The sequence below is a fragment of the Gracilibacillus saliphilus genome, assembly GCF_010994085.1.
Lineage (GTDB): Bacteria > Bacillota > Bacilli > Bacillales > Amphibacillaceae > Gracilibacillus > Gracilibacillus lacisalsi.
The window spans coordinates 16259-39853 of record NZ_WJEB01000023.1; the positions used below are offsets into that span (position 1 = coordinate 16259).

22 protein-coding genes and 3 pseudogenes are annotated in these 23595 nt (G+C 35.3%); 10 read left to right on the top strand and 15 right to left on the bottom strand.

Annotated features, from left to right (window positions below; translation table 11 throughout):
• Positions 1-80: 80 nt before the first annotated feature.
• Positions 81-1529 carry a carbon starvation CstA family protein gene (locus GHT08_RS14630; protein WP_163582145.1) on the bottom strand — a complete coding sequence of 483 codons (1449 nt, stop codon included), beginning with the start codon at positions 1527-1529 and terminating at the stop codon, positions 81-83.
• 354 nt (positions 1530-1883) lie between these two features.
• Here GHT08_RS14630 and GHT08_RS14635 point away from each other — a divergent pair, with 354 nt between their 5' ends.
• Complete coding sequence (locus tag GHT08_RS14635; protein WP_163582146.1) at positions 1884-3113, top strand: outer membrane protein assembly factor BamB family protein; 1230 nt, start codon at positions 1884-1886, stop codon at positions 3111-3113.
• Positions 3114-3496: 383 nt separating this feature from the next.
• Here GHT08_RS14635 and GHT08_RS14640 read toward each other — a convergent pair whose 3' ends face one another.
• The 4 genes from GHT08_RS14640 to rlmH form a co-directional block, all read right to left on the bottom strand.
• Positions 3497-4030 (bottom strand): YcxB family protein, encoded by a 534-nt coding sequence (locus tag GHT08_RS14640; protein ID WP_163582148.1) that lies wholly within the window; start codon positions 4028-4030, stop codon positions 3497-3499.
• 181 nt (positions 4031-4211) lie between these two features.
• A complete protein-coding gene (locus tag GHT08_RS22615; RefSeq protein WP_420370981.1) occupies positions 4212-4511 on the bottom strand; it encodes a CPBP family glutamic-type intramembrane protease in 300 nt (99 codons plus the stop codon).
• A 1030-nt stretch (positions 4512-5541) separates the two neighbouring features.
• Entirely contained in the window at positions 5542-5769 is a 228-nt protein-coding gene (locus GHT08_RS14650) for a MerR family DNA-binding transcriptional regulator (protein ID WP_163582150.1), read from the bottom strand.
• A 79-nt stretch (positions 5770-5848) separates the two neighbouring features.
• Positions 5849-6328 (bottom strand): 23S rRNA (pseudouridine(1915)-N(3))-methyltransferase RlmH, encoded by a 480-nt coding sequence (gene rlmH, locus GHT08_RS14655; RefSeq protein ID WP_163582151.1) that lies wholly within the window; start codon positions 6326-6328, stop codon positions 5849-5851.
• Positions 6329-6488: 160 nt separating this feature from the next.
• Here rlmH and GHT08_RS14660 point away from each other — a divergent pair, with 160 nt between their 5' ends.
• Positions 6489-6848 carry a Lin0512 family protein gene (locus GHT08_RS14660; RefSeq protein WP_163582242.1) on the top strand — a complete coding sequence of 120 codons (360 nt, stop codon included), beginning with the start codon at positions 6489-6491 and terminating at the stop codon, positions 6846-6848.
• A gap of 20 nt (positions 6849-6868) precedes the next feature.
• Positions 6869-7864 (top strand): L-glyceraldehyde 3-phosphate reductase, encoded by a 996-nt coding sequence (gene mgrA / locus GHT08_RS14665; protein ID WP_163582153.1) that lies wholly within the window; start codon positions 6869-6871, stop codon positions 7862-7864.
• A 56-nt stretch (positions 7865-7920) separates the two neighbouring features.
• Here mgrA and GHT08_RS14670 read toward each other — a convergent pair.
• Positions 7921-8471 (bottom strand): annotated as a pseudogene (locus GHT08_RS14670) (GNAT family N-acetyltransferase).
• A gap of 38 nt (positions 8472-8509) precedes the next feature.
• Positions 8510-8923 (bottom strand): NUDIX hydrolase, encoded by a 414-nt coding sequence (locus GHT08_RS14675; protein WP_163582155.1) that lies wholly within the window; start codon positions 8921-8923, stop codon positions 8510-8512.
• Between the two features lie 353 nt (positions 8924-9276).
• On the opposite strand from GHT08_RS14675, the gene GHT08_RS14680 reads away from it, so the two are divergent.
• The 7 genes and pseudogenes from GHT08_RS14680 to GHT08_RS14700 all read left to right on the top strand — a co-directional run.
• The gene (locus tag GHT08_RS14680; RefSeq protein WP_238343592.1) at positions 9277-10185 is read left to right on the top strand and encodes a DUF1672 family protein; all 909 of its coding nucleotides are present in this window, start codon (positions 9277-9279) and stop codon (positions 10183-10185) included.
• Positions 10186-10231: 46 nt separating this feature from the next.
• Positions 10232-10489 carry a hypothetical protein gene (locus tag GHT08_RS22240; protein WP_238343593.1) on the top strand — a complete coding sequence of 86 codons (258 nt, stop codon included), beginning with the start codon at positions 10232-10234 and terminating at the stop codon, positions 10487-10489.
• Positions 10416-11165 (top strand): DUF1672 family protein, encoded by a 750-nt coding sequence (locus GHT08_RS14685; protein WP_238343594.1) that lies wholly within the window; start codon positions 10416-10418, stop codon positions 11163-11165. The genes GHT08_RS22240 and GHT08_RS14685 overlap by 74 nt, the downstream gene beginning before the upstream one ends.
• 10 nt (positions 11166-11175) lie before the next feature.
• Positions 11176-11505: pseudogene (locus GHT08_RS14690) on the top strand (SA1320 family protein); the annotation flags it as partial.
• Between the two features lie 211 nt (positions 11506-11716).
• Positions 11717-12667 carry a DUF1672 family protein gene (locus GHT08_RS14695; protein ID WP_163582159.1) on the top strand — a complete coding sequence of 317 codons (951 nt, stop codon included), beginning with the start codon at positions 11717-11719 and terminating at the stop codon, positions 12665-12667.
• 10 nt (positions 12668-12677) lie between these two features.
• A complete protein-coding gene (locus GHT08_RS22415) occupies positions 12678-12812 on the top strand; it encodes a hypothetical protein (RefSeq protein WP_272953902.1) in 135 nt (44 codons plus the stop codon).
• Positions 12790-13167: pseudogene (locus tag GHT08_RS14700) on the top strand (SA1320 family protein); the annotation flags it as partial. The gene GHT08_RS22415 and the pseudogene GHT08_RS14700, both read left to right, overlap by 23 nt.
• 77 nt (positions 13168-13244) lie before the next feature.
• Here GHT08_RS14700 and manA read toward each other — a convergent pair.
• From manA to GHT08_RS14740, 8 genes are all read right to left on the bottom strand, one after another.
• Entirely contained in the window at positions 13245-14204 is a 960-nt protein-coding gene (gene manA / locus GHT08_RS14705) for a mannose-6-phosphate isomerase, class I (protein WP_163582162.1), read from the bottom strand.
• 323 nt (positions 14205-14527) lie between these two features.
• Positions 14528-15763, bottom strand: a complete 1236-nt coding sequence (locus tag GHT08_RS14710) for a S1C family serine protease (protein WP_163582163.1) — start codon at positions 15761-15763, stop codon at positions 14528-14530.
• Between the two features lie 21 nt (positions 15764-15784).
• Entirely contained in the window at positions 15785-16582 is a 798-nt protein-coding gene (locus GHT08_RS14715; RefSeq protein ID WP_163582165.1) for an MBL fold metallo-hydrolase, read from the bottom strand.
• A gap of 1 nt (position 16583) precedes the next feature.
• Positions 16584-17522, bottom strand: a complete 939-nt coding sequence (locus GHT08_RS14720; protein ID WP_163582167.1) for a two-component system regulatory protein YycI — start codon at positions 17520-17522, stop codon at positions 16584-16586.
• A complete protein-coding gene (locus GHT08_RS14725; RefSeq protein ID WP_163582169.1) occupies positions 17503-18879 on the bottom strand; it encodes a YycH family regulatory protein in 1377 nt (458 codons plus the stop codon). Before GHT08_RS14725 ends, GHT08_RS14720 begins: the two co-directional genes overlap by 20 nt.
• Entirely contained in the window at positions 18876-20726 is a 1851-nt protein-coding gene (gene walK / locus GHT08_RS14730) for a cell wall metabolism sensor histidine kinase WalK (protein ID WP_163582170.1), read from the bottom strand. Before walK ends, GHT08_RS14725 begins: the two co-directional genes overlap by 4 nt.
• Positions 20727-20732: 6 nt before the next feature.
• On the bottom strand, positions 20733-21437 hold the full coding sequence (yycF, locus tag GHT08_RS14735) for a response regulator YycF (protein ID WP_018934402.1): 705 nt from the start codon (positions 21435-21437) through the stop codon (positions 20733-20735).
• A 184-nt stretch (positions 21438-21621) separates the two neighbouring features.
• Positions 21622-23028: a peptidoglycan DD-metalloendopeptidase family protein gene (locus GHT08_RS14740; RefSeq protein WP_163582172.1), complete on the bottom strand. Its 1407-nt coding sequence runs from the start codon at positions 23026-23028 to the stop codon at positions 21622-21624.
• Positions 23029-23595: the final 567 nt, after the last annotated feature.

Consider the following 23595-nt stretch of genomic DNA (forward strand, 5'->3'; position numbering starts at 1 on the left):
TTTTATAAAAGACTATATAATAACTTCTTATTTAGGGTAAGCATAACAGTTTATCTAAATGAGGTTAGCAATACCCATCACTATCCTACTTTTAGCTGCGAATCTCCATATTTACTAGCTCTTTTATGGTTAATAAGTTGCGATACAAACCAAGCAAGTACAGCCAACCAAATAACCATTCCTAAAACCAAAGAAATACCATAGTCTAGGTTAAAGCCTTCTGGTGCATAGAAGAAATACGTACTTACTACCGCTGTCATGAACAACGCCGGAATACTACAAATCCAATGAAACTTGTTATTTTTTACTAAATACATGGTTGCTGTCCACAACATCACCGCAGCAACAATCTGATTCGAACCCCCAACATAACGCCAGAGAAAGCTATAATCAATCGTCGTTAGATATAATGTTGCACCAGTCACAGGTATGGTAAGTAAAGCTAATTTCTTTTTCCCATTAAAATCTTTCTTCGTCAGTTGAGTTAACACTTCCGCCAACATCATTCTGGAAGAACGTAATGCCGTATCACCCGTGGTAATTGGGAGAACAACAATACCTAAAATGGCGATGAATCCGCCAAATGCACCTAACGTCGTTATACTAACTTCATTAACGATCCCAGCTGGACCTCCTGCATCCAGTGCTGTTTGCAATGCACCCGTACTACCAAAAAAGGTCATCCCTGCTGCTGCCCAAACCATAGCAATAACGCCTTCACCAATCATTGCTCCATAAAATACTTTTCTACCTTCACTTTCTTTTCTTAAAGTTCGAGCTAAAATGGGACTTTGTGTACTATGAAATCCAGAAATCGCTCCACAAGATATGGTTACCATTAATAATGGCCAAATAGGCATTTCCCCAGGGTGTAAATTACTTAATGTTAAATTGGGAATTGGATGATCAAAAAAGAAGAACATTCCAATACCGATTGATACAGCCATAAAAATTAAGATAGCTCCAAATATAGGATAGACTCTTCCGATTATTTTATTAATTGGTAGAATCGCAGCAAGTATAAGATAAGCAAAAATAATCACCAACCAAGTCGTCGTGTTAAGTGGCGTTATTTGCGTTAGTAACTGAGCAGGTGCTGCAGTAAATGCTGCTGCTACCAACACCATTAATATGATCGACACAATCGTCGTAACGAACTTCATTTTACCGCCCAAATATTTACCGACAAGTGTCGGAAATTGAGCTCCATTATGTCTAAGTGATATCATCCCCGAAAAGTAATCATGTACCGCTCCAGCAAAAATACACCCAATAACAATCCATATAAATGCGACTGGACCATATAATGCGCCCATTATTGCACCAAATATCGGGCCGGTTCCAGCGATATTTAATAGTTGAATTAAACTCGCTTTCCACCAACTCATTGGCATATAATCAAGACCATCATTGTTGGTATAAGCAGGCGTTGAATCCCGGTCATTAATGCCAAAAATTCGTTCAACCACCTTCCCGTAAACAATGTAGCCAACAATTAACAATACAATAGATGCTATAAACGTAACCACCGCTGAAACCTCCTTTTTTTGAAAAGTACATATTATGATAATATAAATTGGGAGGAAAAAGCAATGGTGTTTTTGAAATTTTCTGATTTTTTATGTTTTTTTAGAACCTTATTTACTTGTGGTACGTTTCACACATTTGTATAAGATATATTCCCCATACTGGTCCGTGAACATCAAGAAAAATCCTAAGTAACTATGCATACATGAATACCATAAAATGGTTTTTGATTGACATATCAAGGAAATTGTATTAACTTCTTACCTTAGGAGTATGGTACATACTAAATGATTGAATAAATACATAGTAATAGTACATTACATTAGTAAAAAATTTAAATAGGAAGAGGTATAAAGATGAAAAGGATTTATAGTTTACTATTTATGATAGTAGTTTTATTATTAACAGCTTGTGGGGAAGACAATAATGCAGGTTCTAATAATGAAGGGAGTAGTAATAGTAAAAATGAAAATGAAGATGTTGTAACTTTAAATTTATATGAGGAAAACGGTAACTTAAACAATTTAGCAGATGTAGATCATGATTTTTACGAAGATAATGGTGTTTGGGATAGTTCAAGAGTAGTTTACATGGATGATGAAGTAGCGGTTTACTATGAAGATGTAGGCTTAATAGCTATTGATTGGAAAACTGGAGATGTTATATGGGAAGATAAATACATTCCTATGGGCTCAGGAGTTTCTGAAGTTGTAAATGGATATGTTTATTATCATAATGAAGATGAAAGTAAGTACATGAAGAGATCTATTTATGAAGATAGTACGGAAGAAATTGACGAAGATGAGTATGTGTTTAAAGCTAAAACATATTATTTATCAAATAAAGACGAAAATTCCATTCATTATGAAAGTGTAGAAGAAGCGGGCGTTGTTTCTATTAAAGCTACAGACAAAGCAAGTGGAGAGGTGTTATGGAATAAGGAATTAAGTGAGTTAGATGATGATAGTAATGATATAACGGAAATAGGTGATTATGTATTAATACTTAGCAGTGATGTTAGAACTACTTATGTCTTAAATAGCGCAGATGGTGAAGTTATTTTAGAGGATGATAGCTACTATGACAATGGATATCAAGTGGACGATAAGATATATTTAGTGAAAAATACTTCAAACAGTTATATATTTTACGAATTAGATGTTAATGAAGGCTCAGTTAAAGAAATAAAAGAATTTGAGGATTCTCATTACGATTACAATAAGATTCCTCATCTTGCGCTAACTGGCAACGTATTAACTTATCATTTACATTTTGGTGTATTAGGTATAAATTTAGATAATGGCAAATATGTTGAGATATCCTCTAATGAAGGTGACGATGTCTTAGATAATCATGAGTTAGTTAGTATTGAGAACAATGGTAATCTATATTTTGTTTCAACAGATGATTCAGATACTATTTTATCAATAGTAAATATAGAAAATAATGAAGTTATATCTCAGTATAGCTTAGATAACGTGATGGCCTATAATAGAGAAGTAGCTATTAGTAAGTTAAATGATCAAAAGTTTTCTATAGGTACTGATGAAGGTATATATGTGTTTAATTTTTCTTCTTTTGAATAACCAAATTAAAATTAATAAATGTTAGATACGGCTTCCGCTACATCTAAAAGATGACTTCTGTATTGTACAGTGGTCATCTTCTTTACATTCTATTGATAAGAGGGGATGATAAGACGCATGGTCCTTGTAGTTAAGGCGAATGATTTCCGAAGTATATGTAGATTAGAGAAAATGGCTTCATGCTTTTGATGCCAGATAAATATTAGCGTGTTACCCTTCAAGGGTAGTAATGGCATGTGTCAATGTATTTGTTTGCGCTTCTCTTTGCCTGAAACCATCTTTTTAGATTGCTGATGAAGCCACTTCCGCTACGATCGCCACTGTTGATGTGGTCTCTTGATGAGGAAACACCTATAAAAATAGTGGGGTTTTGGTATTTGTTATCAAGATTTTATTTTAACTTTTTTTGAATCTAAGTTACGTTTTAAAAGCATTCTTAAAATCTTTATCTCTTCCATTGAAGTGAAAAAATGATTAGGTAATAGAATAGCTTTATTTTTAGAAATATACAGGCGAAACATATCATATTCTTCTTTTGCTACAAATATCTCGTTCCACTCTATAAAATTCTTTGATCTTCTAACTTTCTGAAGTATTCCTTCATCATTAATAACATAGCTCATTTCAATTTGTATTCGTTGATCTGTTTTATATTCCTTGCGCACCCTCATGTTAACTATAGGAATAGCTATCAGCATTGATAAACCAATCATCACTGCCGAAAGGAGGATCGCAATTGGGTAGATAATTATCCAACTGCCTGAGAAGAAACTAGCCCATAAGAATACAAGTAACACAAAAACTACACCAAAATAAATGAACATAGTTCTTCTCCTATGATAACTGTTATGTCGCTTAAAATCTTCATATGTTACCGTTCCAGAAATGGAAATCTCATCGTGTTTATTTGGTGTCATGGTATTCTCTCCTTCGAACCGTATGCTATAATATAATTTCTATTTTTTATACTAGATTCCTCTTTAGAGTTGCAACTTAAAAATACAATATCAAATGATTTGAAACTATTTAACTTTTTTAGATACATTTTCTGAATAGATTCTGCACAACAAGGTAATAAAAACTATCACATCTGTAAAATTACACAAGCAGTGTACCGATATGGCTAATTTTAATGAATCCTTTTTTATATACAAAATAATACGAGGGTAACATTGATATAATTCTTGTTAAAATGAGCCAAGGTGACCAAAATTGATAAAGTGAAAATAATATTACATTTAATAATACCGCAGATTTCCCCATCCATTTCATACGAGCAAGTAAGTATCTCCTAAAGCAAAGCTCATCAATTATTGGTAAAATAAGCGTAAAAACAAAGAAGCTCACTATGGTTGCAATAACTATAAAATTTCTTTCAAATAAACTCAAGTCTTGCACATATTGATAGCGGCTTTAAGATTGTCATAAGTATCCCTGTTATTATAAATAACATGAGACTGTAAAATATGTATTCTTTGCCCTTCTTCCCACTTTTTAGGCCTAGTATTCTAAATATATTAAAACTTCCAGCTTCTTTTTTTACTATATAGAATAGATATCCAAGTTGTAAAGGGATTATAGAAAAAATCCCTGCTAGCCCTAATATTACTAACTTAGGATAAGTTGTTAAGATTTCTCCTTTCAATAGAATGATATAAATAACACTTAACTATATCCCTGGAATTAGATGAAGTAATATAAGTTTCCATACACTCCTAATTTCCTTTTCAGTATTATGCACACCTTATCCCCTCCTAAATAATAAAAACCAACAAAACTATTAACATTTGCTCCGTTGGTTATAATGGTAAACTATGGTGTTACCCCAAGGTCAATATCGATAATCATTATTTTACTCTTCTTCAATTGGAGCATAAATTTCTAGGAAGGCCCGTTCTTTTTTATCAAGATATGTGATAAGTCGCGTATTAACAAAGGCAACACCTAATGGTTTTAGTCCTTGTTCATTATCCCATTCTAATGTGGATTCAAACGCTTTATATTTAATATCTTTATCATTAATTTTATCTCTGCCATCCTCAATAATTGTATAGATGCTTTTAGAATATTATATAAAACATCCGCTTTCTTCTACATTTTTCGTCTTTGACTCTTACAATATACATTTTAGAATCTAGAAAACCATTTTCATCAAAAGTAAATTTCCTCATGATTTTGCTAAGATTATCATCCTTCCCCGTATCCAACTTTTCCAATTAAGCAAGGTACTCTAAAAAAGAATAGAAGTCAGAGAAATTCACTGATTACTTCATACCTTGGTAACTCCCTTATGGAGTATTGGTTTAGATTTTCTTTTAATTCTTCACAAAATGCTTTTGTTTCTTTAACTTTTTGTAGCATGTATTCATTATTCCGTATAGTTTCTTCCAGATCTTCGATTTTACTTCTAATAAAATTTCTAGTTCTTCTATTGCTCTGCCTTCTTGTAGTTTTTAACTTCTTTCATTGATAGGTTTCTTTTTTTATAAAAATCCGCAACCAATAATGTATATATCGTAGTTATCATACTGTCGATAATTATTTGTCTTATTTTGATTGGCTTTACAATTCCTTTTTTCTCATAATACCTAAGAGCATCTCTAGATATACCTAGAATATTCGATAATTGACTAGTTCTATATGTATCCTTACTCATTTCATACTGCCCCCTAGAGCTAGACCGTTTATTAAAATACTTTAACAATTCCGATATACAAAATTAATAAAAACCTCATCTATTTATGGTACGGTTCACCCTTCATAATCCTAAACCCCCGATAAACCTGCTCCAACAAAACCAACCGCATCAACTGATGAGGAAACGTCATCTTAGAAAAAGACAGCGAATAATCACTTCGATCACTAACTTCCTTACTCAATCCCAACGAACCACCGATAACAAAAACAATTTTACTCTTGCCATGAATCATTAATTGCTCTATTTTTTCGGCAAATTTCTCTGATGTTGGCATCTGTCCCATTATTTCCAGGGAAATAACGTATGCGTCTGGGGAAATTTTCGACAGGATTCGTTCACCCTCTTTTCGTTTCACTTCCTCTTGTTCCGCCTCACTCATATTTTCTGGTGCTTTCTCATCTGGCACTTCAATTATTTCCATATTGGCATAAGCGCCCAATCTTTTCATATACTCTTGTATACCCTGTTTTAAATATTTCTCTTTTAACTTTCCTACCGCTACAATCGAAATCTTCATGTGAGACATCCTTCCGAATACTATCATTATTACTATTTTACCAAATCCTTGAACTGGATACGAGTTGTTCATAATTGATTTACGCACCATTTTACCTTACCATTAAATATGGGGATGATTACATCTTTTGTCTCTATCACTATTAATTGGAGGCGATTTCGTGGAAAAAATCATATTTATTGAAACAGGAACTGGAATAGATGTACATGGACAAAATGTGACCAAAGCCTGCCTTCGTGCTGTGGAAAATGCCATTCACTACAATTCCATGCCAGGGATTGCCGAATACCTACCAGAAAACAACCTGCACAACATGAAAGTTAATGTTAGACTAGCCGTTCCCATCGACAAAGAAAAAGTAGATGTAGAGCTAGTCAAACAAGAAATACCATATGGAACTGTCACAGTTGAAGTAATTGATGGTGGCATGGCAACAACATCTGGTATCGTTCTCGAAGAAAAAGAAGACAAGAACGATCAGATGTATATCGTCAATGCAGCTGTAGAAGTAGGCTATTAAAATATTTGGGAGGAATGTGTATGACGACGTTTATTGCCAATCCGAAACGTTACCATGAAATACCGTATAACCGTTGTGGCAAATCAGGTATCAAGCTCCCGGCCATCTCCTTTGGCCTATGGAACAATTTTGGAGGCGAGGATACATTAGAAAATCAACGCCGAATGTTAATGAAAGCTTTTGATTTAGGGATTACTCATTTTGACCTTGCCAATAATTATGGTCCACCTCCAGGGGCAGCAGAGAAAAACTTTGGACGAATTCTCAAAGAGGATTTTACTCAGTATCGGGATGAAATGATCATCTCAACAAAAGCGGGCTTTAGAATGTGGGATGGACCATATGGCGACTGGGGATCGCGAAAGTATTTAATCTCGAGCCTTGATCAAAGCTTACAGCGCATGAACCTCGACTATGTAGATATATTCTATCACCACCGTCCAGATCCAGAGACACCTCTTGAAGAAACAATGGCCGCTCTCGATCAAATCGTCCGACAAGGAAAAGCACTATATGTCGGCATCTCCAACTATAACGCAGAACAAACAAAGCAAGCAATTGACATCTTAGAGGCACAAGGTACACCTTTTATCATTCATCAAGCAGCTTATTCTATGCTAGATCGTACGATAGAAAATGGCTTAACAGATGTGCTAGATGAACACGGAATTGGTTGTATTGCATATGTACCATTAGCTCAAGGGCTACTGACAGATAAATACTTAAGTGGGATTCCAAAAGATTCCCGAGCAGCAAAAGAATTTATTCCATTCTTAAATGAACGCGATGTATCTTCTGACAAACTACAGAAGATCAAAGCATTAAATACAATCGCACGAGACCGCGGGCAAACCTTAGCACAAATGGCACTCGTCTGGGTATTACAAGAAAAATCAGTTGTAACTGCATTAATCGGTGCAAGCCGAGTTAGTCAAATTGAAGAAAATATCAAAGCATTAAATAATACTACTTTTACACAAGAAGAACTGGATGCAATTAATGATATTTTAAATTAAGAGCAAACTCGAGTGCTAGCACTCGAGTTTTTCTAGTTAAGTATGCACGCCATACTTTATGTACTTTTTATTTGTGTCTCAAAGTATTCCTTTTGCAGAAGTCCCATATGAATAATGTCATGCCAATCACCATTTCTAAATAGACTTTGTCTACTTTTTCCCTCTTCTTGAAAACCAATCCGATTGTATAATCGTATAGCTCTATCATTAAATGAAAATACTTTGAGCGAAACACGATGAAGATTGATTTCGTAAAAGACGAAATCAAGCAGTAACTTTAATCCCTTTGAACCATAACCTTGACCCCAATATTCTTTTTCACCAATGTCTATAATACATTCAGCGTTTCGATTCTTATAATCCATGTTAATCAATGATACAATGCCAATTGGTATTTCATTGTCTTTATCCATTATGATGTAGCTTTTAGAATGAGGAGAATTTAAAATAACAGTATCTACAAATTCTTTCGTTGCCTCTACGAATATACATCCAAAGAGGGATTTGTGGATTGCATTACTTCTATATCATTTCTCCATCTGTGATAAAGTTCTGTATCTTCCTCCGTCATCTTCCTTAATCTTACCCTTGATGATTCAAACAACATTACGATCACTCCTTATTTTACGTTGTTACTGTTCGGTCCTATCCTTGAAACACATAAGGAACGGATTGATTTAGCAAATATTTAACACCATTTTTATGATATGGCATTTTTTCATCAGCGGTTTTCACATCCACCCACCTGACGTCTGAGATGGTCTCTGTATCCTGAATGGACAGCTCACCATCTATTATCCTTGCTTTGAACGTTATGAAAAGGGCGTGATGGTCATCAGATTTCATAAATGCTTCATTGACGGAAATAATGTGATCAACCTCGATAGTTAAACCCGTTTCTTCTTTTGCTTCACGTATAGCTGCTTGGGCTAGCGTTTCTCCTGGTTCACCAGATCCACCTGGTAAAGACCAATTATCATATTTAGTGTTGTGAACCATTAAAACTTTTTCTTGTATGTCATCATAAATAAGTGCATAGACTACATCTACTCGTTTCATTAAAACCCCTCCTCATTTCTTTATCACCTTCTAAAAAAATGTTTCCGAAAAGTGGTTGATATCCTTCCTGGGGATCTTTCTCTTGTCCAACACCCCCATCCCAACAAGCTTATAATTCGTTAAATCCCTTTTGGATCTAACTAGCCCCTTTGCAATCTATTATTTAATTATTAACACAAATATCCAATACTGAGAATAGGAATATGATGAATCTTCAATAAACATACTCTACGATGTCATATGAAAGTGCATTTTTAAGTTGAAATATTTACATTTTATTGTAAATGTTTGGTTTTATTCACCTTACTCTTTATAATGTACTTACGCAAGTTTCGGTGAGGAGGAAATGCCTATTGAAAAGGATAATAAGAGTTTTAGCCATCATCCTTTATTTTCTTATTCTAAGTGGCTGTAATAAGGAAATAGAACATTCTAAAGAGACTGCCGACAAGTCAAATGAAGATATTTATATACCAGTCCAAGAATATACAGGAGAAGGATATAAGTTAGACAATGGCGAAGAGACAGAACGTATTGCTAAAGAGAATAGAGCAGTAGTGGAAAAAGCAGTACAAAGATTCTTTAAAGAAGAATATAAAACAGAAATTACTGTACATAACATAGTTGGAAATGTGGATGGTGCAACAGTGTTTGTAGAATCAGTAGGAGAACCACATTTTTATACCTACGCAATCATTCCGATTGATGTTGAAAACGAAGAAGTTCTAGAAGAAGACGTTTGGTCTCAACAAAATCAGGTAGAAGATGCTATTACCACTGGGTTATATGCTTATGCACACCAACAACAATTCGATGAGTTAAATACTTTCATAGATTCAATAGCTAATGACTTTAATTTAACAGGAAAAACGACGGAAGCAATTAAAAATGTCGGTGGGGCAGGATTTGCAACTAATTATTACTTTATTCAAATAGCAGATGAACAACCTTTTAAAGAAATATTAAATACATACATCGAACAACCTAATATAGATCAACAGTCTTGGTATGAATTATTTAAAAACACTAATTTTAAACCAGAGTCATTTCTAATATCCATTAAATTGTTTACGAAAGATAATCAAAAACCGGAGCAAGAGTTATTAGACACTATAGCAAATAAACTCGAAGAAACTGATAATCTGCCTAGAGGAGCTTATAGTATTATATTAAATGACAATCTAGTGAATAAGAACACAGGGATCGGTGAATATGAAAACTCTATCGAAAGATCTTATCCCAATGATATTGTCAAGGAGTAGGTTGATTTAAGGTAGGAAAACAAACTACCGATAAGGAGGCAAAATTGTGGGTAAAAGTAGATTAATAGTCATCATGATGGTCAGCGTTGTTATTTTAGGCGGGTGTGGCGAATTGCTAAAAGAAATTTACAATTATGAATCGTCACATATTGATAATGGGGTAAACGGAAAAGACCCCGAGGTATTAATGCCTGTACAAGAATACACAGGTGAAGAGTACACGTTAAGAAATGGAAAAGAAACAGATAAAAATAGCAAATGCCAATCGAGAAGTCATCGAAAAAGCTGTGAAGCGTTTTTTTGATGAAGAATATAACACAGAAGTCATCGTACATAACATAGCTGGAAACGTGGATGGTGCCACTGTATTTGTGGAATCAGTTGGAGAACCGCATTTCTACACCTATGCGATTATTCCAATTAATAAACAAAATGAAGAAATTCTAGTCGATCATGTCTGGTCACAAGAAGGACAAATAGAAAATGCCATTATGGCTGGAATATATGGAATGGTGATGGAAAAAGAGTTTCAACATTTAACAGACTTAATTGAAGAAGTGAATCAAGAATATGACTTAACAGGAATAAATAAAGAAGCTATACCTGTTGGAGCAAATAGATTTAGTAATGAGTATTATTTTGTAACGATTTGGGATGATAAAGATTTCGAGGGAGCTTATCGGGAGTACTTAAAAAATTCCAATCGTTCAGGTAAGGAATGGGAAGAAACGATCCAACTTAATAAAATAGAGCCAGATGGAATCAGTATCGCGATTAATCTTTATATGGCAGAGAAAGATGTTGAACCTAATCAAGAAGCTTTTGATCATTTAATTGACAAGATTGAAGAAGCTGATAATATACCTAAGGGGCGATATGGAATAAGCCTTCATGATAATTATATTGATATGAAAGTTGCATCTGGAAGTAAAGATAATACTTTAGAAAAGGGACATCCAAATTATATTGTTAAAGAATAAGGTGATTAAAATGGATGATAAATATACTCAAGACAGTGATTTAGTACAATTAGCAGGTTATCATGCATATATTGAGTCTAGAGAAGAAGATCAATTAGAAGTCAATGGGACAGTATACAAAGTAATTAATATTAACTACGGACATTCTACAGGCCTCGACGCCATAACTGTACAAAACCTATCAATTCAGGAATACACCATCGTCTACGTCGATACCGACAAAGACCAACTCGAAGATTTGCTCACTGATGCTTATTTACTTAGCAGCACGGATGTACCACAATTAACAGCTGCTAAAAAGTACTATGAAGATATGGATAAACAATATGGAATTGATTCACAGTTGGAAATTTTTAGGCGAAGCATTAACGGATGTTGTAGTTATCAAAAAGTCTCCCCCGAAATGCTATATATAGTTATAAATTACCATATAATCCATCTGTTAGCATAGATAAAACGAATCGTTTCCAAAAATTTCATTATAAATAGTTGGTTTTACATATTATTATTCTTATAATGAATATGCGTAAGCTTCGATAAGGAGGCGGAAAATGTTAAAAGTGAGAAAAAGTAGTTTAGTAGTCATCATGATTTTCAGTGTCATTATTTTAGGAGGGTGTGGTGAAGTGCTAGAAAAATTTAATGATGCATCAGAAAACGAAACGGAAGATATAGATAATGGAGTAAACGGAAAAAATCCAGAAGTGTTAATGCCTGTACAAGAATACACAGGTGAAGAATACACGTTAAGAAACGGAAAAGAAACAGATAAAATAGCAAATGAAAACCGCGAAATCATTGAAAAAGCAACAAAAAGTTTTTTTGATGAAAAATATAACACAGAAGTCATCGTACATAACATAGTTGGCAATGTGGATGGTGCTACCGTATTTGTGGAATCAGTAGGAGAACCACACTTTTATACCTCTGCCATTATTCCAATTAATAAACAAGAAGGAGAAATTCTAGTTGATCAAGTGTGGTCACAAGAAGGACAAATAGAAAATGCCATTATGGCTGGAATATATGGAATGGTGATGGAAAAAGAGTTTCAACATTTAACAGACTTAATTGAAGACGTGAATCAAGAATATAACTTAACAGGACTAAATAAAGAAGCTGTACCTATTGGTGCAGATAGATTTAGTAATGAATATTATTTTGTATCCATAAGAAAGACGGATAACTTCGAAATTCTTTTGGATAAATATTTTGTAGAACCAGATCGCACGAGTGAAGAATGGAGTAACCTTATGGATTGGGACAGTATTAAACCTGATGAAATTCGAGTAGCTATTAACCTTTTTATGGCTGAAAAAGATGCGGAACCAAGTCAAGAGGCTTTTGACCATTTAATTAACCGAATAGAGCAAGATGACAAAATACCAAAAGGACTCTATTCAATAAGATTACACGATAACTATATTATCAAAACGGCAGGAGTCGGAACTAAAGATAATAGTTTAAAAAGAGCTGATCCCAATGATATTGTAAAAGAATAGGATGAAAAAAATGAGTGAAAAATTTGTTTCAGATAAAGATTTAGTCGAGTTGGCTGGTTATCATGCATATATGAAATATTCGGATGAAGATCAAATAATAGTAAATGATACTATATATGAAGAGTACGTTTACCGACTTCGATGATAAAGTGAGAAATACTGTCAAGCATACTCTAGAGCCTATCGATACCCTTGCATCAAGGATTAATGGAGTAAGGGATGGCGTTAGAAGATTGAATAGCAATATCCCTACTATTATAAACAGGTTTCGTCCCTATTTAGAAAATGCTTTGTTTAATAATGAACGTTTTTTTGATGTTTACTTATATAATAATTCAGCAATTGCACTTATTAGAGAACTGGACTTAGTTTTCCATGATATTAACAGCCAATTAGCAAACCATCATGCCAAAACTATTCTAGAGTTATTATTATATGGCAGACATATTAGTGTAAATATCAATCGACTACAGGATCAAGTAGAACGAGTAGCAAATTAGCGTATAAACATAACAGCCCTCATCAGAGTTTTCTCAAATGAGGACTTGTCGATTTATTTTGCTCTATAGAATAATGATCAAGACGTATGCGAAACAATAAACGTTGCATTACCAGCTAATTTATACTGCTGAATCGTAGCCGGAATAATAAAGTGGTCACCTTTTTTAACATCGTATGTTTGGCTAGCTGTCGTAATAGTTGCTTCTCCCTCTACAATACTGACTTGCAAAAAGTCTGCCGTTCTTTCCAGCTCTGCTTCGCCATGTAAATCCCAATGATAAACCGTGAAATACTTTTCTTCTACTAGCTTTTTCTCCGTTAATCCTTGTTTATCCACAACTTCTTGGGTTAACTGCGGTGTTTCATGTGGAACACTTGTTACTTCTTTCGCTTCTTTTAAATGTAATTCTCTTGTATTACCGGCTGCATCTGTCCGATCATAGTCATAAACGCGATAAGTAATATCAGAGCTTTGCTGCGTTTCTAAAATAACGATTCCTTTACCGATTGCATGGATCGTTCCACTTGGTACATAGACGAAATCGCCTGCTTTTACTTTAACACGGCGTAATAAATCATCCCACTTACCCTCATCGATCAGCTTTTCTAATTCTTCTCTTGTTTGGGCATGATGGCCGATGATTAATTCAGCATCTTCTTCAGCACTTAATACGTACCAACATTCTGTTTTACCATATGCTTCATTCGCTACTTCTCTTGCATATTGATCATCAGGGTGAACTTGAACAGAAAGATTGTCGTTCGCATCCAAAATTTTAATTAACAGTGGATAAGCTTCCTGGTTATCCACAGGCTTGTTAAATAATTCGCCATGCTGATTCCATGCATCCACCAGTGTTTGATCTTTTAATGGGCCATTGATAATTTTACTTGGTCCATTCTCATGAGCAGATATTGCCCATGCCTCACCTGTTTGTTCGTATGGAATCGTGTAATGAAACTCTGTATGTAACTTCTGACCGCCCCATATTCGTTCCTGAAAAATCGGTTGAAGGAAAATTGGTTCTTGATACATAAATAGACTCTCCCCTATCATTTCTATAAGTTCGTACTTCCTAAAAGATACTATCTTATCCATGTAAAATCAATCTATATCCTGTTATTTATCCACAATTTTGTTCACAATGCACGAATTTTATCAGTTATTCACATCTGAATAGCCATACAAACAGTTTATCCACAAAATTATTAACATACTCACAATTTTCTTATATATATCGTATAAGAATTTATGTTCTACACCATATATGGACATTTATCCAGAATTATATCCACAGTATGTGAATAACCTACAAAAAATGTGGATAAAAACTGTTGAAAGTTCTTATCCACATCTGTTTAATACGATAATGACGTCAGTTCTACCGTTGTTTCCAGTTCTTCTCCATCGCGATAGTAGGTAATCGTTAATTGATCCCCGACTGATTTCTCCGAATAGAGATGTTTGCGTAAATCTACAATATCCTGAATCGGCTCTCCATCAAGTTCAGTAATCACATCGTATGACTCTAAGTCACCATGATCAGCTGGAGACATTGGTTCCACACTACGAATATAGATACCACCTTCGATATGATCAGGCAGATTCAAGCTGCGTTCCCATTCAACTCTTGCGATATCATTTAACGAGTATGCTTCCACGCCTAAGTAAGCTCTCATGATTTCTCCGTTTTGTTCTAACTCTTCGATGACGGGAATCACATCATCTACTGGAATCGCAAAGCCGATCCCTTCAACTGCAGATTCTGCAATTTTCATCGAGTTAATTCCAATTAACTGCCCTTCCATATTTAGCAAAGCTCCACCACTATTACCAGGGTTAATGGCAGCATCTGTTTGGATAACTTCCGCTTGCCAATCTGCCCTTCCATCCATATTGAAATCTTGTGGAATCGCTCGTTGTTTTCCACTAATGATTCCTTGCGTGACAGAACCAGACAAATGTAGCCCTAATGGATTACCAATGGCAATCGCTGGTTCTCCGACATGGACATCTTCTGATCGGCCGATTTCAATGACTTTTTCTGCATAGTTAGCATCCATTTCAATCACAGCTAAATCGGTATACAAATCACTTCCAACAAGGGTAGCTTCTACTTGTGTCTCATCTGGTAAGACGATTTCTACTTGACTGGACCCTTGAATCACATGATGATTGGTAACAATAAATGCGGAGTCATTTTCAATTTTATAAATCACACCAGAGCCTGTTCCTGCTTCACCGGAATCTTCCTGTTGCCAAAAATCTGTCTGATCTTGCACATTAATGACACCTACAACAGCTGGTGATACTTCCCCTACTATTTCTGAAATTCTGGTGGAGATGTCCACCTGCACATTGCGAATGTCTGAAGGCTCGATATTATCTCCTGCACGATTGTCTGTTTGATGTTGATTGGTTGCTGTATCATCATTGACCATAATTTGATATGGTAAAAGATTATTTTGGACTAACGATGGTAGTAAGACAGCAAACAGAAAAGCACCTAAAACCAAGCCAATAACAAAAGGTGTCAGCCAATTTCTTTTCTTTGGTGGTTTCTTCGACATGTAATGGTCATCATAATAGCCCATTACTTCACCTTCTTTCTTGATTTAAACTACTTCATAAATAGGTGTCGGTGATTTCGGATCAGTATCATGAAGTGTTACGTGATCGCCCACCGTAAAACCATATTCATTTAAACCATTCTCTACTGACATTCTTGCTAAATCCTTCATATTATTATCTTTGCTTAAATGTGCTAAATAAATACGTTTAGTTTCATTATCAATAATATCTTTTAAAGCAACAGCACAGTCCTCATTAGAAACATGACCACTGTCTCCTAAAATCCGCCTTTTCACACTCCAAGGATAACGACCCATTCGTAGCATTTCCACATCATGATTTGCCTCAAAAATCAGCGCATCCGCTCCTTGCACGGTTTTCTTGATTCGTTCTGAAACATAGCCAAGATCCGTTACAAGTGCTACTTTTTTGCCATTATGGTGAAAGGTGTAAAACATTGGTTCTGCCGCATCGTGGGACACGGCGAAAGATTCTACATCAATGTCGCCAAAGGTTTTGGTCTCATCCATTTTGAATACGAATTTTTGATCGAGCTCAATTTTGCCAATGGCACTGTCCATCGCTTTCCATGTCTTTTCATTGGCGTAAATCGGTAAATCGTACTTTCTGGCAAAGATTCCTAACCCTTTAATATGATCACTATGTTCATGTGTCACTAATATTTTGGAAAGACTGTTGGGATCGACATTGATCTCTGAGAATAAGCGAGTCATTTCTTTTCCACTTAAGCCTGCATCCACTAATATTTTCTCTTTTTCTGTTCCGATATAAAAAGCATTCCCCGTACTGCCAGATGCTAGTACACTAAAATGTAACGTCATCTTACTCCACTCCATTTGTTGTTTCTTCTTGAATTTCTAAAAGTTGTTCTAGTAATAACTCTATATTTTCTTCTTCCCATTCTTCATCTGTAACTTCAACTGTCGCTGTACTACCCTCTGCGAAGTAGTCACTAATTTGGATCTTCATTTCTTGGATAAAATCTTCATCATTTCTAGAAGTTAAATGGCCTTCAATGGCATTCACATAATAATGGTGCTCCCCATTTACTTCAAATTCCCAAGTAGGTGCGAGTAATTGCACACCGTTTGGTAAAGGTAATAAGTTATGATAACCTAATTCCACTTCAGCTGTTATTTCATCTCCAGACCTGATAAAACCGTTTCTGAGATACAATCCAGTTAAAGCATCCATAGGTGAATTTATTTCCTCTGGTTCTTGTTGATCCTCTGCTTTTTCCAGTATCGTTTGTACATACCTTGTCACTTCTTCCTTGTCATTAACTTGTACCAAGAGTACGCCACTAGGATTGAAATAAATCGGGCGGTCTATCTCCTGAAAGAAAATATAGGTATTAGAAGCTTCATCTTTATCAAAGTATCGATATTGATTAAAGTTCCATATATTTTCTGCCAAAGCTTCCATGTCTTCCTCGACATTAATCGCTAAAGGCTTATCAAATTCAGATACTATTAAATGTCTATCAATAATAACGCTTGTTTGATTCGGAAGCTCTTCAATTTCGGTTAACTCTGTATCAGAAAACTCTTTTCGTTCTGCATATAACATAGCTTCTTCAGAAGGAGATTTTTCTGGTAAATTATTGATTCCATTCACATTATTTCGAACATCGTCTTCCATTGGAACATTATCAGTAGGTTCGAAGTTAGTATTAGAATAAGTAATAAAGTGATGTAACAAGAAAATATCGAGGATAAGAAAACAAAGAATGAACAGCGTTTTAATTTGGCCCCATTGCATTTGTCTCTCCTCCTTGGGTAATAGCATTAGCTTCAGTTGTTATATACTCCCAACCTGCATAAGTTTGAATACACCATGTTGGAATAAAATCAAAAACTTGTCCTTGTTGTTCCATTCGGTAACCTAATTGAATATCAATTATCTGATTAAAAGAAATACGATCTGTTTGTTGAAGATAGTCATACAATTCTTGACCAGACATTAAATCAGTTTGTCCCCGGTCATATGGTTTCGTTAATTGAATTAAAGGTCGAACATATTGATATTCATCTAGATTCTTGTACATAACAGACATCATGGATAATCCTTCATTTCCCCTTGAAAATACCGGATGATTTTCGAGCACCATTCGGTAATCAACCTTATTCGAGACCTCACTTAAGTTGAATAAGCGGTATTGAATTCCTTGACCAGTAAGCCATCCCTTATGTGAATTGATATATTCTATTGAACTGGAGATCAAGAAATCACCTGTATTTGCTGTTCTTTCAAAGGAAGACTCCTGTTCGTCTTGCTGATTTTCTGATGGGTAAAAGTTCGTATATTCCATGGCATAACCGTTAAGCACAACCTCCCGCTGATTATCACCTAATACTTGGTTTCCCTCTGCATTTCGTGTATTGACAATCGTAGACGGTCTACGGAAAAAGATCGTCCGAAAATTCGTCGTTTCCGGATCAATGGTCTCATAACGGAATTGCTTCCCTGCAATATTGACCTCATTCTCCGGTATATATACGGAACTATTATTTGCAAGCTCTACTTCCAGGAACGGAATCAGGTCATAAACCAATGAAAGACGATTGTAATATTCCACAACCTGTGTCATGTTTTGCACACTTGCCCGAATACTAATACCATCTTGTTCCCGATTTTTAAATACGACCTGTTGACTAGATTGATTTTCATCAGCATAGATATAAACACGCTTAAATTTACTATCATATAACATACTATCATCTGTTGTAAAAACTTCGTTGATCAATGAAGATGGGATCGAAGTAGGGAAAATAAGCTCTATCACGTGTGATGATTCATCTATTTCAATATCCTCATCTTCTGGAATAATATCAAAATCATACAACGCCCATTGTGATATATCTTGAAATACTTCTAATTCATCTTGACTATCACTGAATCCTAATAGAGCATTACCATCATGCATAACAACTTGTGAGGGCTGTACTAAATTTTTCTTTGTTTCTTCTTCCCCATTTAACTCTGCGTCTGTTGCAGAACTACTGCTAGATGGTTCATAATCCCCTTGATAAGTCCATATACCAAACGTTAATAATAGACTTAGTGACACTAAGAAAACGAGTAATATCGTTTTTACGAGCTCAAAATCTATTCTCATTTTTTACTACCTCGCTTTCTTTTCGTGAGCGGTAGCGTAAAATAAATGGTAGTTCCTTTTCCTTCTTTACTGGAAGCCCAAATTTGCCCATGGTGCGTTTCAATTATTTCCTTGGAAATAGCAAGCCCTAAACCAGTTCCGCCTAATTCTCTTGAACGTGCCTTATCAACACGGTAAAAACGTTCAAATATCTTATCGACTTTTTCTCTGGCAATACCTAATCCCTGATCACTAATACTAATTCGCAGACGATGAGGTTCCTTAACTACCTGGAATGTTATTTTTCCACCTTCTGGAGAATACTTGATAGCATTAGACATAATATTATCTGTTACTTGGGTAATTTTATCTTGGTCTACCCAAACAAAAATACGCTCATCAGGAATTTTACGCTCAAAATGTATTAATTCTGTCTTATTCATTTCAAACCGGTCCAAAATATGGTGGAATACCGGAATAATGTCAATTCTCTTCTTGTACATGGCACTTTCTTTATGATCCATCTTAGACAATTGCAATAAATCATTAACTAAACGAATCATTCGTTCCGTTTCATTTTGGGTAACTTGTAAGAATTGTGGTGCTAGTTCTTTGTCTTCCCATGCACCACCATCTGTTAATGCTTCTAGATAACTTCTCATCGTTGTTAACGGTGTTCGTAATTCGTGTGACACATTGGAGACAAATTCCTTACGTTCTCTGTCTACTTTCTCCTGTTCGGTTACATCACTAATCACCGTGATCAATCCCATGAAGTTGCCACCTTCATCTTGTACAATAGAAAAGTTTGCTTTAATTAAAAAGAGTTGTTCTTCATCACTAAAGTCGACTGTTAAAGAACCTACTTCTTCTAATTCCTTTACATCCACTACTTTATCTTCAATCTGCAATATCTCCGCAATAGGCTGGCCCTTAGCTTCATGTAAAGACACACCAATTAAGTGTGTGGCAGGGTCATTCATTAACGTTATGTTTCCTTTTTCATCGGTCGCGATAACTCCATCCGACATATTGGAAAGTACAGAGCTTAACTTTCGCCGCTCTTCTTCTGTCGTTTGATTTGCAAGCTTTAATCGGTCATTCATATCATTAAAGGTAGTTGCCAATTGGCCAATCTCATCCTGACCATAGACATTTACTTTCTTCGAGAAATCCCCTCGGGCCATTCCCATTGCTTGTTTCCGCATTTCCGTAATAGGCTTAGTAATCGTTCGTGCTACTAAAACTCCTATGATAATCGATACGATAATGGCAAGAATGGTCCCATTTAAGAATATTTCATTTATCTCCTGTAATTGTTCATATACTTCCTCTACGGAAGCTTCGGAATAAATGACACCAACCGCTACATCGCCATCCATAATCGGTAATGTGCGGACATATACGCGATCTGATGTTCCTTCTTTTCTTCTGATTTCACCGTTGTCTGATTGCCCATGCACTAAGGCAAGACGAATATCACTGTTTCCAGAGATTTTTTTTCCGACCATATCAAATTTGTTGGAACCTAAAACGCGAAATTGTGAATCAATCACTTGCAGTTCAGAGAAAATTTCACTAGAGTATCTACTCGAGTATCCGCCATATCGGGCTGTGATATCTTGAACGTCTTCTTGTAATGTTCGTCCTTCTCCATCATCTGATCGCTCTTCACTAAAAGATTCCTCTAAATTAGTTGCCAATACCTGTAGTCGGTCTTCCACGTTTTCTTTGTGACTTTTTAAAAGACTACTCTCTAATTGTTGGCCAAAATACGTACCGATCACCTGGATTGCCAATAATAGAAATAAACTAAGTATGACAATAATTTTTAACCGAATCGATTGAAAAAAACTAACTTTATTCATGTAACATTACCCCTGTTCAGGATTTCGCAAATAATATCCGACACCTCTTCTTGTTACGATCCACAATGGATTACTCGGATTATCTTCAATTTTCTCTCTCAACCTTCTTACTGTTACATCGACCGTTCTTACATCACCATAATAGTCATAACCCCAGACCGTCTCTAACAAATGCTCTCTCGTCATTACTTGACCAATATGGCGAGCAAGATAATGGAGTAACTCAAATTCTCGATGTGTAAGCTCTATATATTCGCCATCTCTTGTAACCGTATATGCATCCGGGTGAATCACCAAGGAACCGATCGCAATATCTTTGGATTCGTTTTTTTGGTTGGCAGGTTCCACTTCCAATCGTCTTAAATTAGCCTTCACCCTGGCAATTAACTCTCTATTACTGAATGGTTTCGTTACATAATCATCTGCTCCAAGTTCAAGGCCGAGCACTTTATCAATCTCTGCATCTTTTGCAGTAAGCATGATAATTGGCATACTATGGGTTTTTCTTACTTCCCGGCATACTTCATTACCATCTTTTTTCGGTAACATAATATCGAGCAATATTAAATCAGGATCCTCATTGGTCGCGAGTTCAATCGCTTCTTCTCCATCATAGGCACACAATACTTCGTAGCCTTCTTTTTCTAAGTTGAATTTTAATATATCTGCAATTGGCTTTTCGTCATCTACTACTAATATTTTTTGACTCATAAAAAGCACGTCCTTTTTCCATTAAATTTTTCCTTACGTTCTATTCTAACCGATATTAACAAAAATGTCTTATCGCTACTATATCTAATCAAAATGACTCTGCTCTATTCGCAAAAAACCCTTGTTACAATACGGTAACAAGGGTTTGATACTATCTAATTTTGGGTATGTTTTATATAAGTGTTTAATAGTAGTCTGCTGGGTTTTCTAAAGAACCGTCTTTATAGACTTCAAAGTGTAAATGGATACCTGTTGAAAAACCAGTATCCCCCATCACACCGATCTTTTGACCTTTTTCTACTGTTTGACCTGAAGAAACGTCGATCGATGATAAGTGAGCGTAAATCGTACGATAACCGTTGTTATGGTCAATGACAACTTTGTTACCATAACCTCCATTATCCCATCCGGCAGAAGTAACTGTTCCGTTATCAGCTGCTAAAATTGAGCGGTCACTTACACCAGCAATGTCGATTCCTTTATGGAAAGAACCCCATCGTTCTCCCTGATGGCTTGATATATAACCTCCGACTGCCGGCCAGTGGAAATCACCAGTACCGCGAGATGAAACTACCTTCGTACCTTTGACAATCACTTTATTTGTCGGCTCTTTCGTTACATTTTCATCTAATACATCCGTGTCTACTGTTTTACCGTTAACTTTTTTGATTTGGTAATGAGTTTCAACGGTTCCGTTCTCGCCTTCTTGTTTCACTTCTTCTTCGCCTTTATACATATCTTCTGACTCTTCTACTTCTGTTTCATAGGCGATTTCTTCTTCATCGAGTTTCTCTTCCGTAACAACAACTTCTACAAATGGTTCATATGCTGTTACATTTAATTCATCACCGACTTTGATTAAAGAATCTTCTGTTAGATCTGAGTTAAGTTCTAGTAACTCATCTAGTGAAAGATCATAATCACTGGCAATACTTCCTAAAACATCTCCATCATCCACTACATGTTTTTTGTTTTCCAGTGTGCCTTTTTCTAGTAGTGTAATACCTTCTTCAACGGTTAAAATTTCATCTTCTGAGACTTTTTTATCTATTATTGAAACCTCTTCGGTTAGTGTAACGTCTATAATATGAGACTCCCCTACAGATAGTGATTCAGATTCTAATTCTGAATCATTATCTATTTTTTCTAATACGTCTTCACTAACGTAGTTTTCTTTATATTCTTGGATGACTTGTTCTGCTAGGTCTTTCTCAGCAAAATAACCTACTACTTCATCATCAATCGATAGGGCTTGTGCTTCAACAACTACCGTTAATTCTTCATCTAAATAATCTAACACTTCCTGATTATCTACTTGTGATGAAAAAACGGTCTCTGCAACATATTCAATCTCTTCATTTACAGTATATGTAAAGTCATTCTCATCTTGGTGATCAGAGATTGTTTCCGCAATGTAATCTTCTACAATGTCTTTGTTTTCTACAATTCCTACATGCTCACCGTCTACATAGACATGATAGACTTTGCTTAATTCTTCGTCATCCGCCAAAACAACTTGTGACGTAAGACCTAATGCCACAACACCAGCAACCGTCAGATGTTTCACGAATCCTTTCATATTTAATCGCATTCTAACTTCCTCCTATAACCCCAACTACTCTATTAAATCTCTATTTATCTTTAATTCAAATCTTCTACCTTACCCAATCTACCATAAAACCAAATAGCAATAAACATTTTTAAAGAGAATGTAACAAAACTGTATAATAAAAGCCAAAATATTACATGACTTGTAACAATAGGAATATATACCTAGGAATGATTCCTTCTTTTCTCTATTGAGTAATATGACAAATCGTGTATCTATATCCTTGGAAAGCCACCACTAAACAAAAGGTGATATAACCACCCAGCCTTCGCTAAATGTTGTTCTCCAACATATATCCGCGCTAGAAAATCGGATTATTATCCCACTAACGCGCAGTATTATAAGGTTTTATAATTTAGTACCAAATCACAGTAAAAAAAATTCATTTTGGTACTAAATCCTGTTTTAAGTACCATTTTGACAGTTTGTATTCTATTTTTGGTACTTATTCGAAAGCTTAGTACCATTTTGACTTTATGCTAGTGATTTTTGGTACTTAATGATTCCCAAATAGCAACTCCATATGTATAGCTATGCTTTCCTTACATA

Bases quoted from the DNA above. Each gene is read 5' to 3' on its own strand.
- GHT08_RS14635 (WP_163582146.1), top strand. From the start codon at position 1,884: ATGAAAAGGATTTATAGTTTACTATTTATGATAGTAGTTTTATTATTA.
- GHT08_RS14640 (WP_163582148.1), bottom strand. From the start codon at position 4,030: ATGACACCAAATAAACACGATGAGATTTCCATTTCTGGAACGGTAACA.
- GHT08_RS14650 (WP_163582150.1), bottom strand. From the start codon at position 5,769: ATGAGTAAGGATACATATAGAACTAGTCAATTATCGAATATTCTAGGT.
- rlmH (WP_163582151.1), bottom strand. From the start codon at position 6,328: ATGAAGATTTCGATTGTAGCGGTAGGAAAGTTAAAAGAGAAATATTTA.
- mgrA (WP_163582153.1), top strand. From the start codon at position 6,869: ATGACGACGTTTATTGCCAATCCGAAACGTTACCATGAAATACCGTAT.
- GHT08_RS14675 (WP_163582155.1), bottom strand. From the start codon at position 8,923: ATGAAACGAGTAGATGTAGTCTATGCACTTATTTATGATGACATACAA.
- GHT08_RS14685 (WP_238343594.1), top strand. From the start codon at position 10,416: ATGGAAAAGAAACAGATAAAAATAGCAAATGCCAATCGAGAAGTCATC.
- GHT08_RS14695 (WP_163582159.1), top strand. From the start codon at position 11,717: ATGTTAAAAGTGAGAAAAAGTAGTTTAGTAGTCATCATGATTTTCAGT.
- GHT08_RS22415 (WP_272953902.1), top strand. From the start codon at position 12,678: ATGAGTGAAAAATTTGTTTCAGATAAAGATTTAGTCGAGTTGGCTGGT.
- manA (WP_163582162.1), bottom strand. From the start codon at position 14,204: ATGTATCAAGAACCAATTTTCCTTCAACCGATTTTTCAGGAACGAATA.
- GHT08_RS14710 (WP_163582163.1), bottom strand. From the start codon at position 15,763: ATGGGCTATTATGATGACCATTACATGTCGAAGAAACCACCAAAGAAA.
- GHT08_RS14715 (WP_163582165.1), bottom strand. From the start codon at position 16,582: ATGACGTTACATTTTAGTGTACTAGCATCTGGCAGTACGGGGAATGCT.
- GHT08_RS14720 (WP_163582167.1), bottom strand. From the start codon at position 17,522: ATGCAATGGGGCCAAATTAAAACGCTGTTCATTCTTTGTTTTCTTATC.
- GHT08_RS14725 (WP_163582169.1), bottom strand. From the start codon at position 18,879: ATGAGAATAGATTTTGAGCTCGTAAAAACGATATTACTCGTTTTCTTA.
- walK (WP_163582170.1), bottom strand. From the start codon at position 20,726: ATGAATAAAGTTAGTTTTTTTCAATCGATTCGGTTAAAAATTATTGTC.
- yycF (WP_018934402.1), bottom strand. From the start codon at position 21,437: ATGAGTCAAAAAATATTAGTAGTAGATGACGAAAAGCCAATTGCAGAT.
- GHT08_RS14740 (WP_163582172.1), bottom strand. From the start codon at position 23,028: ATGCGATTAAATATGAAAGGATTCGTGAAACATCTGACGGTTGCTGGT.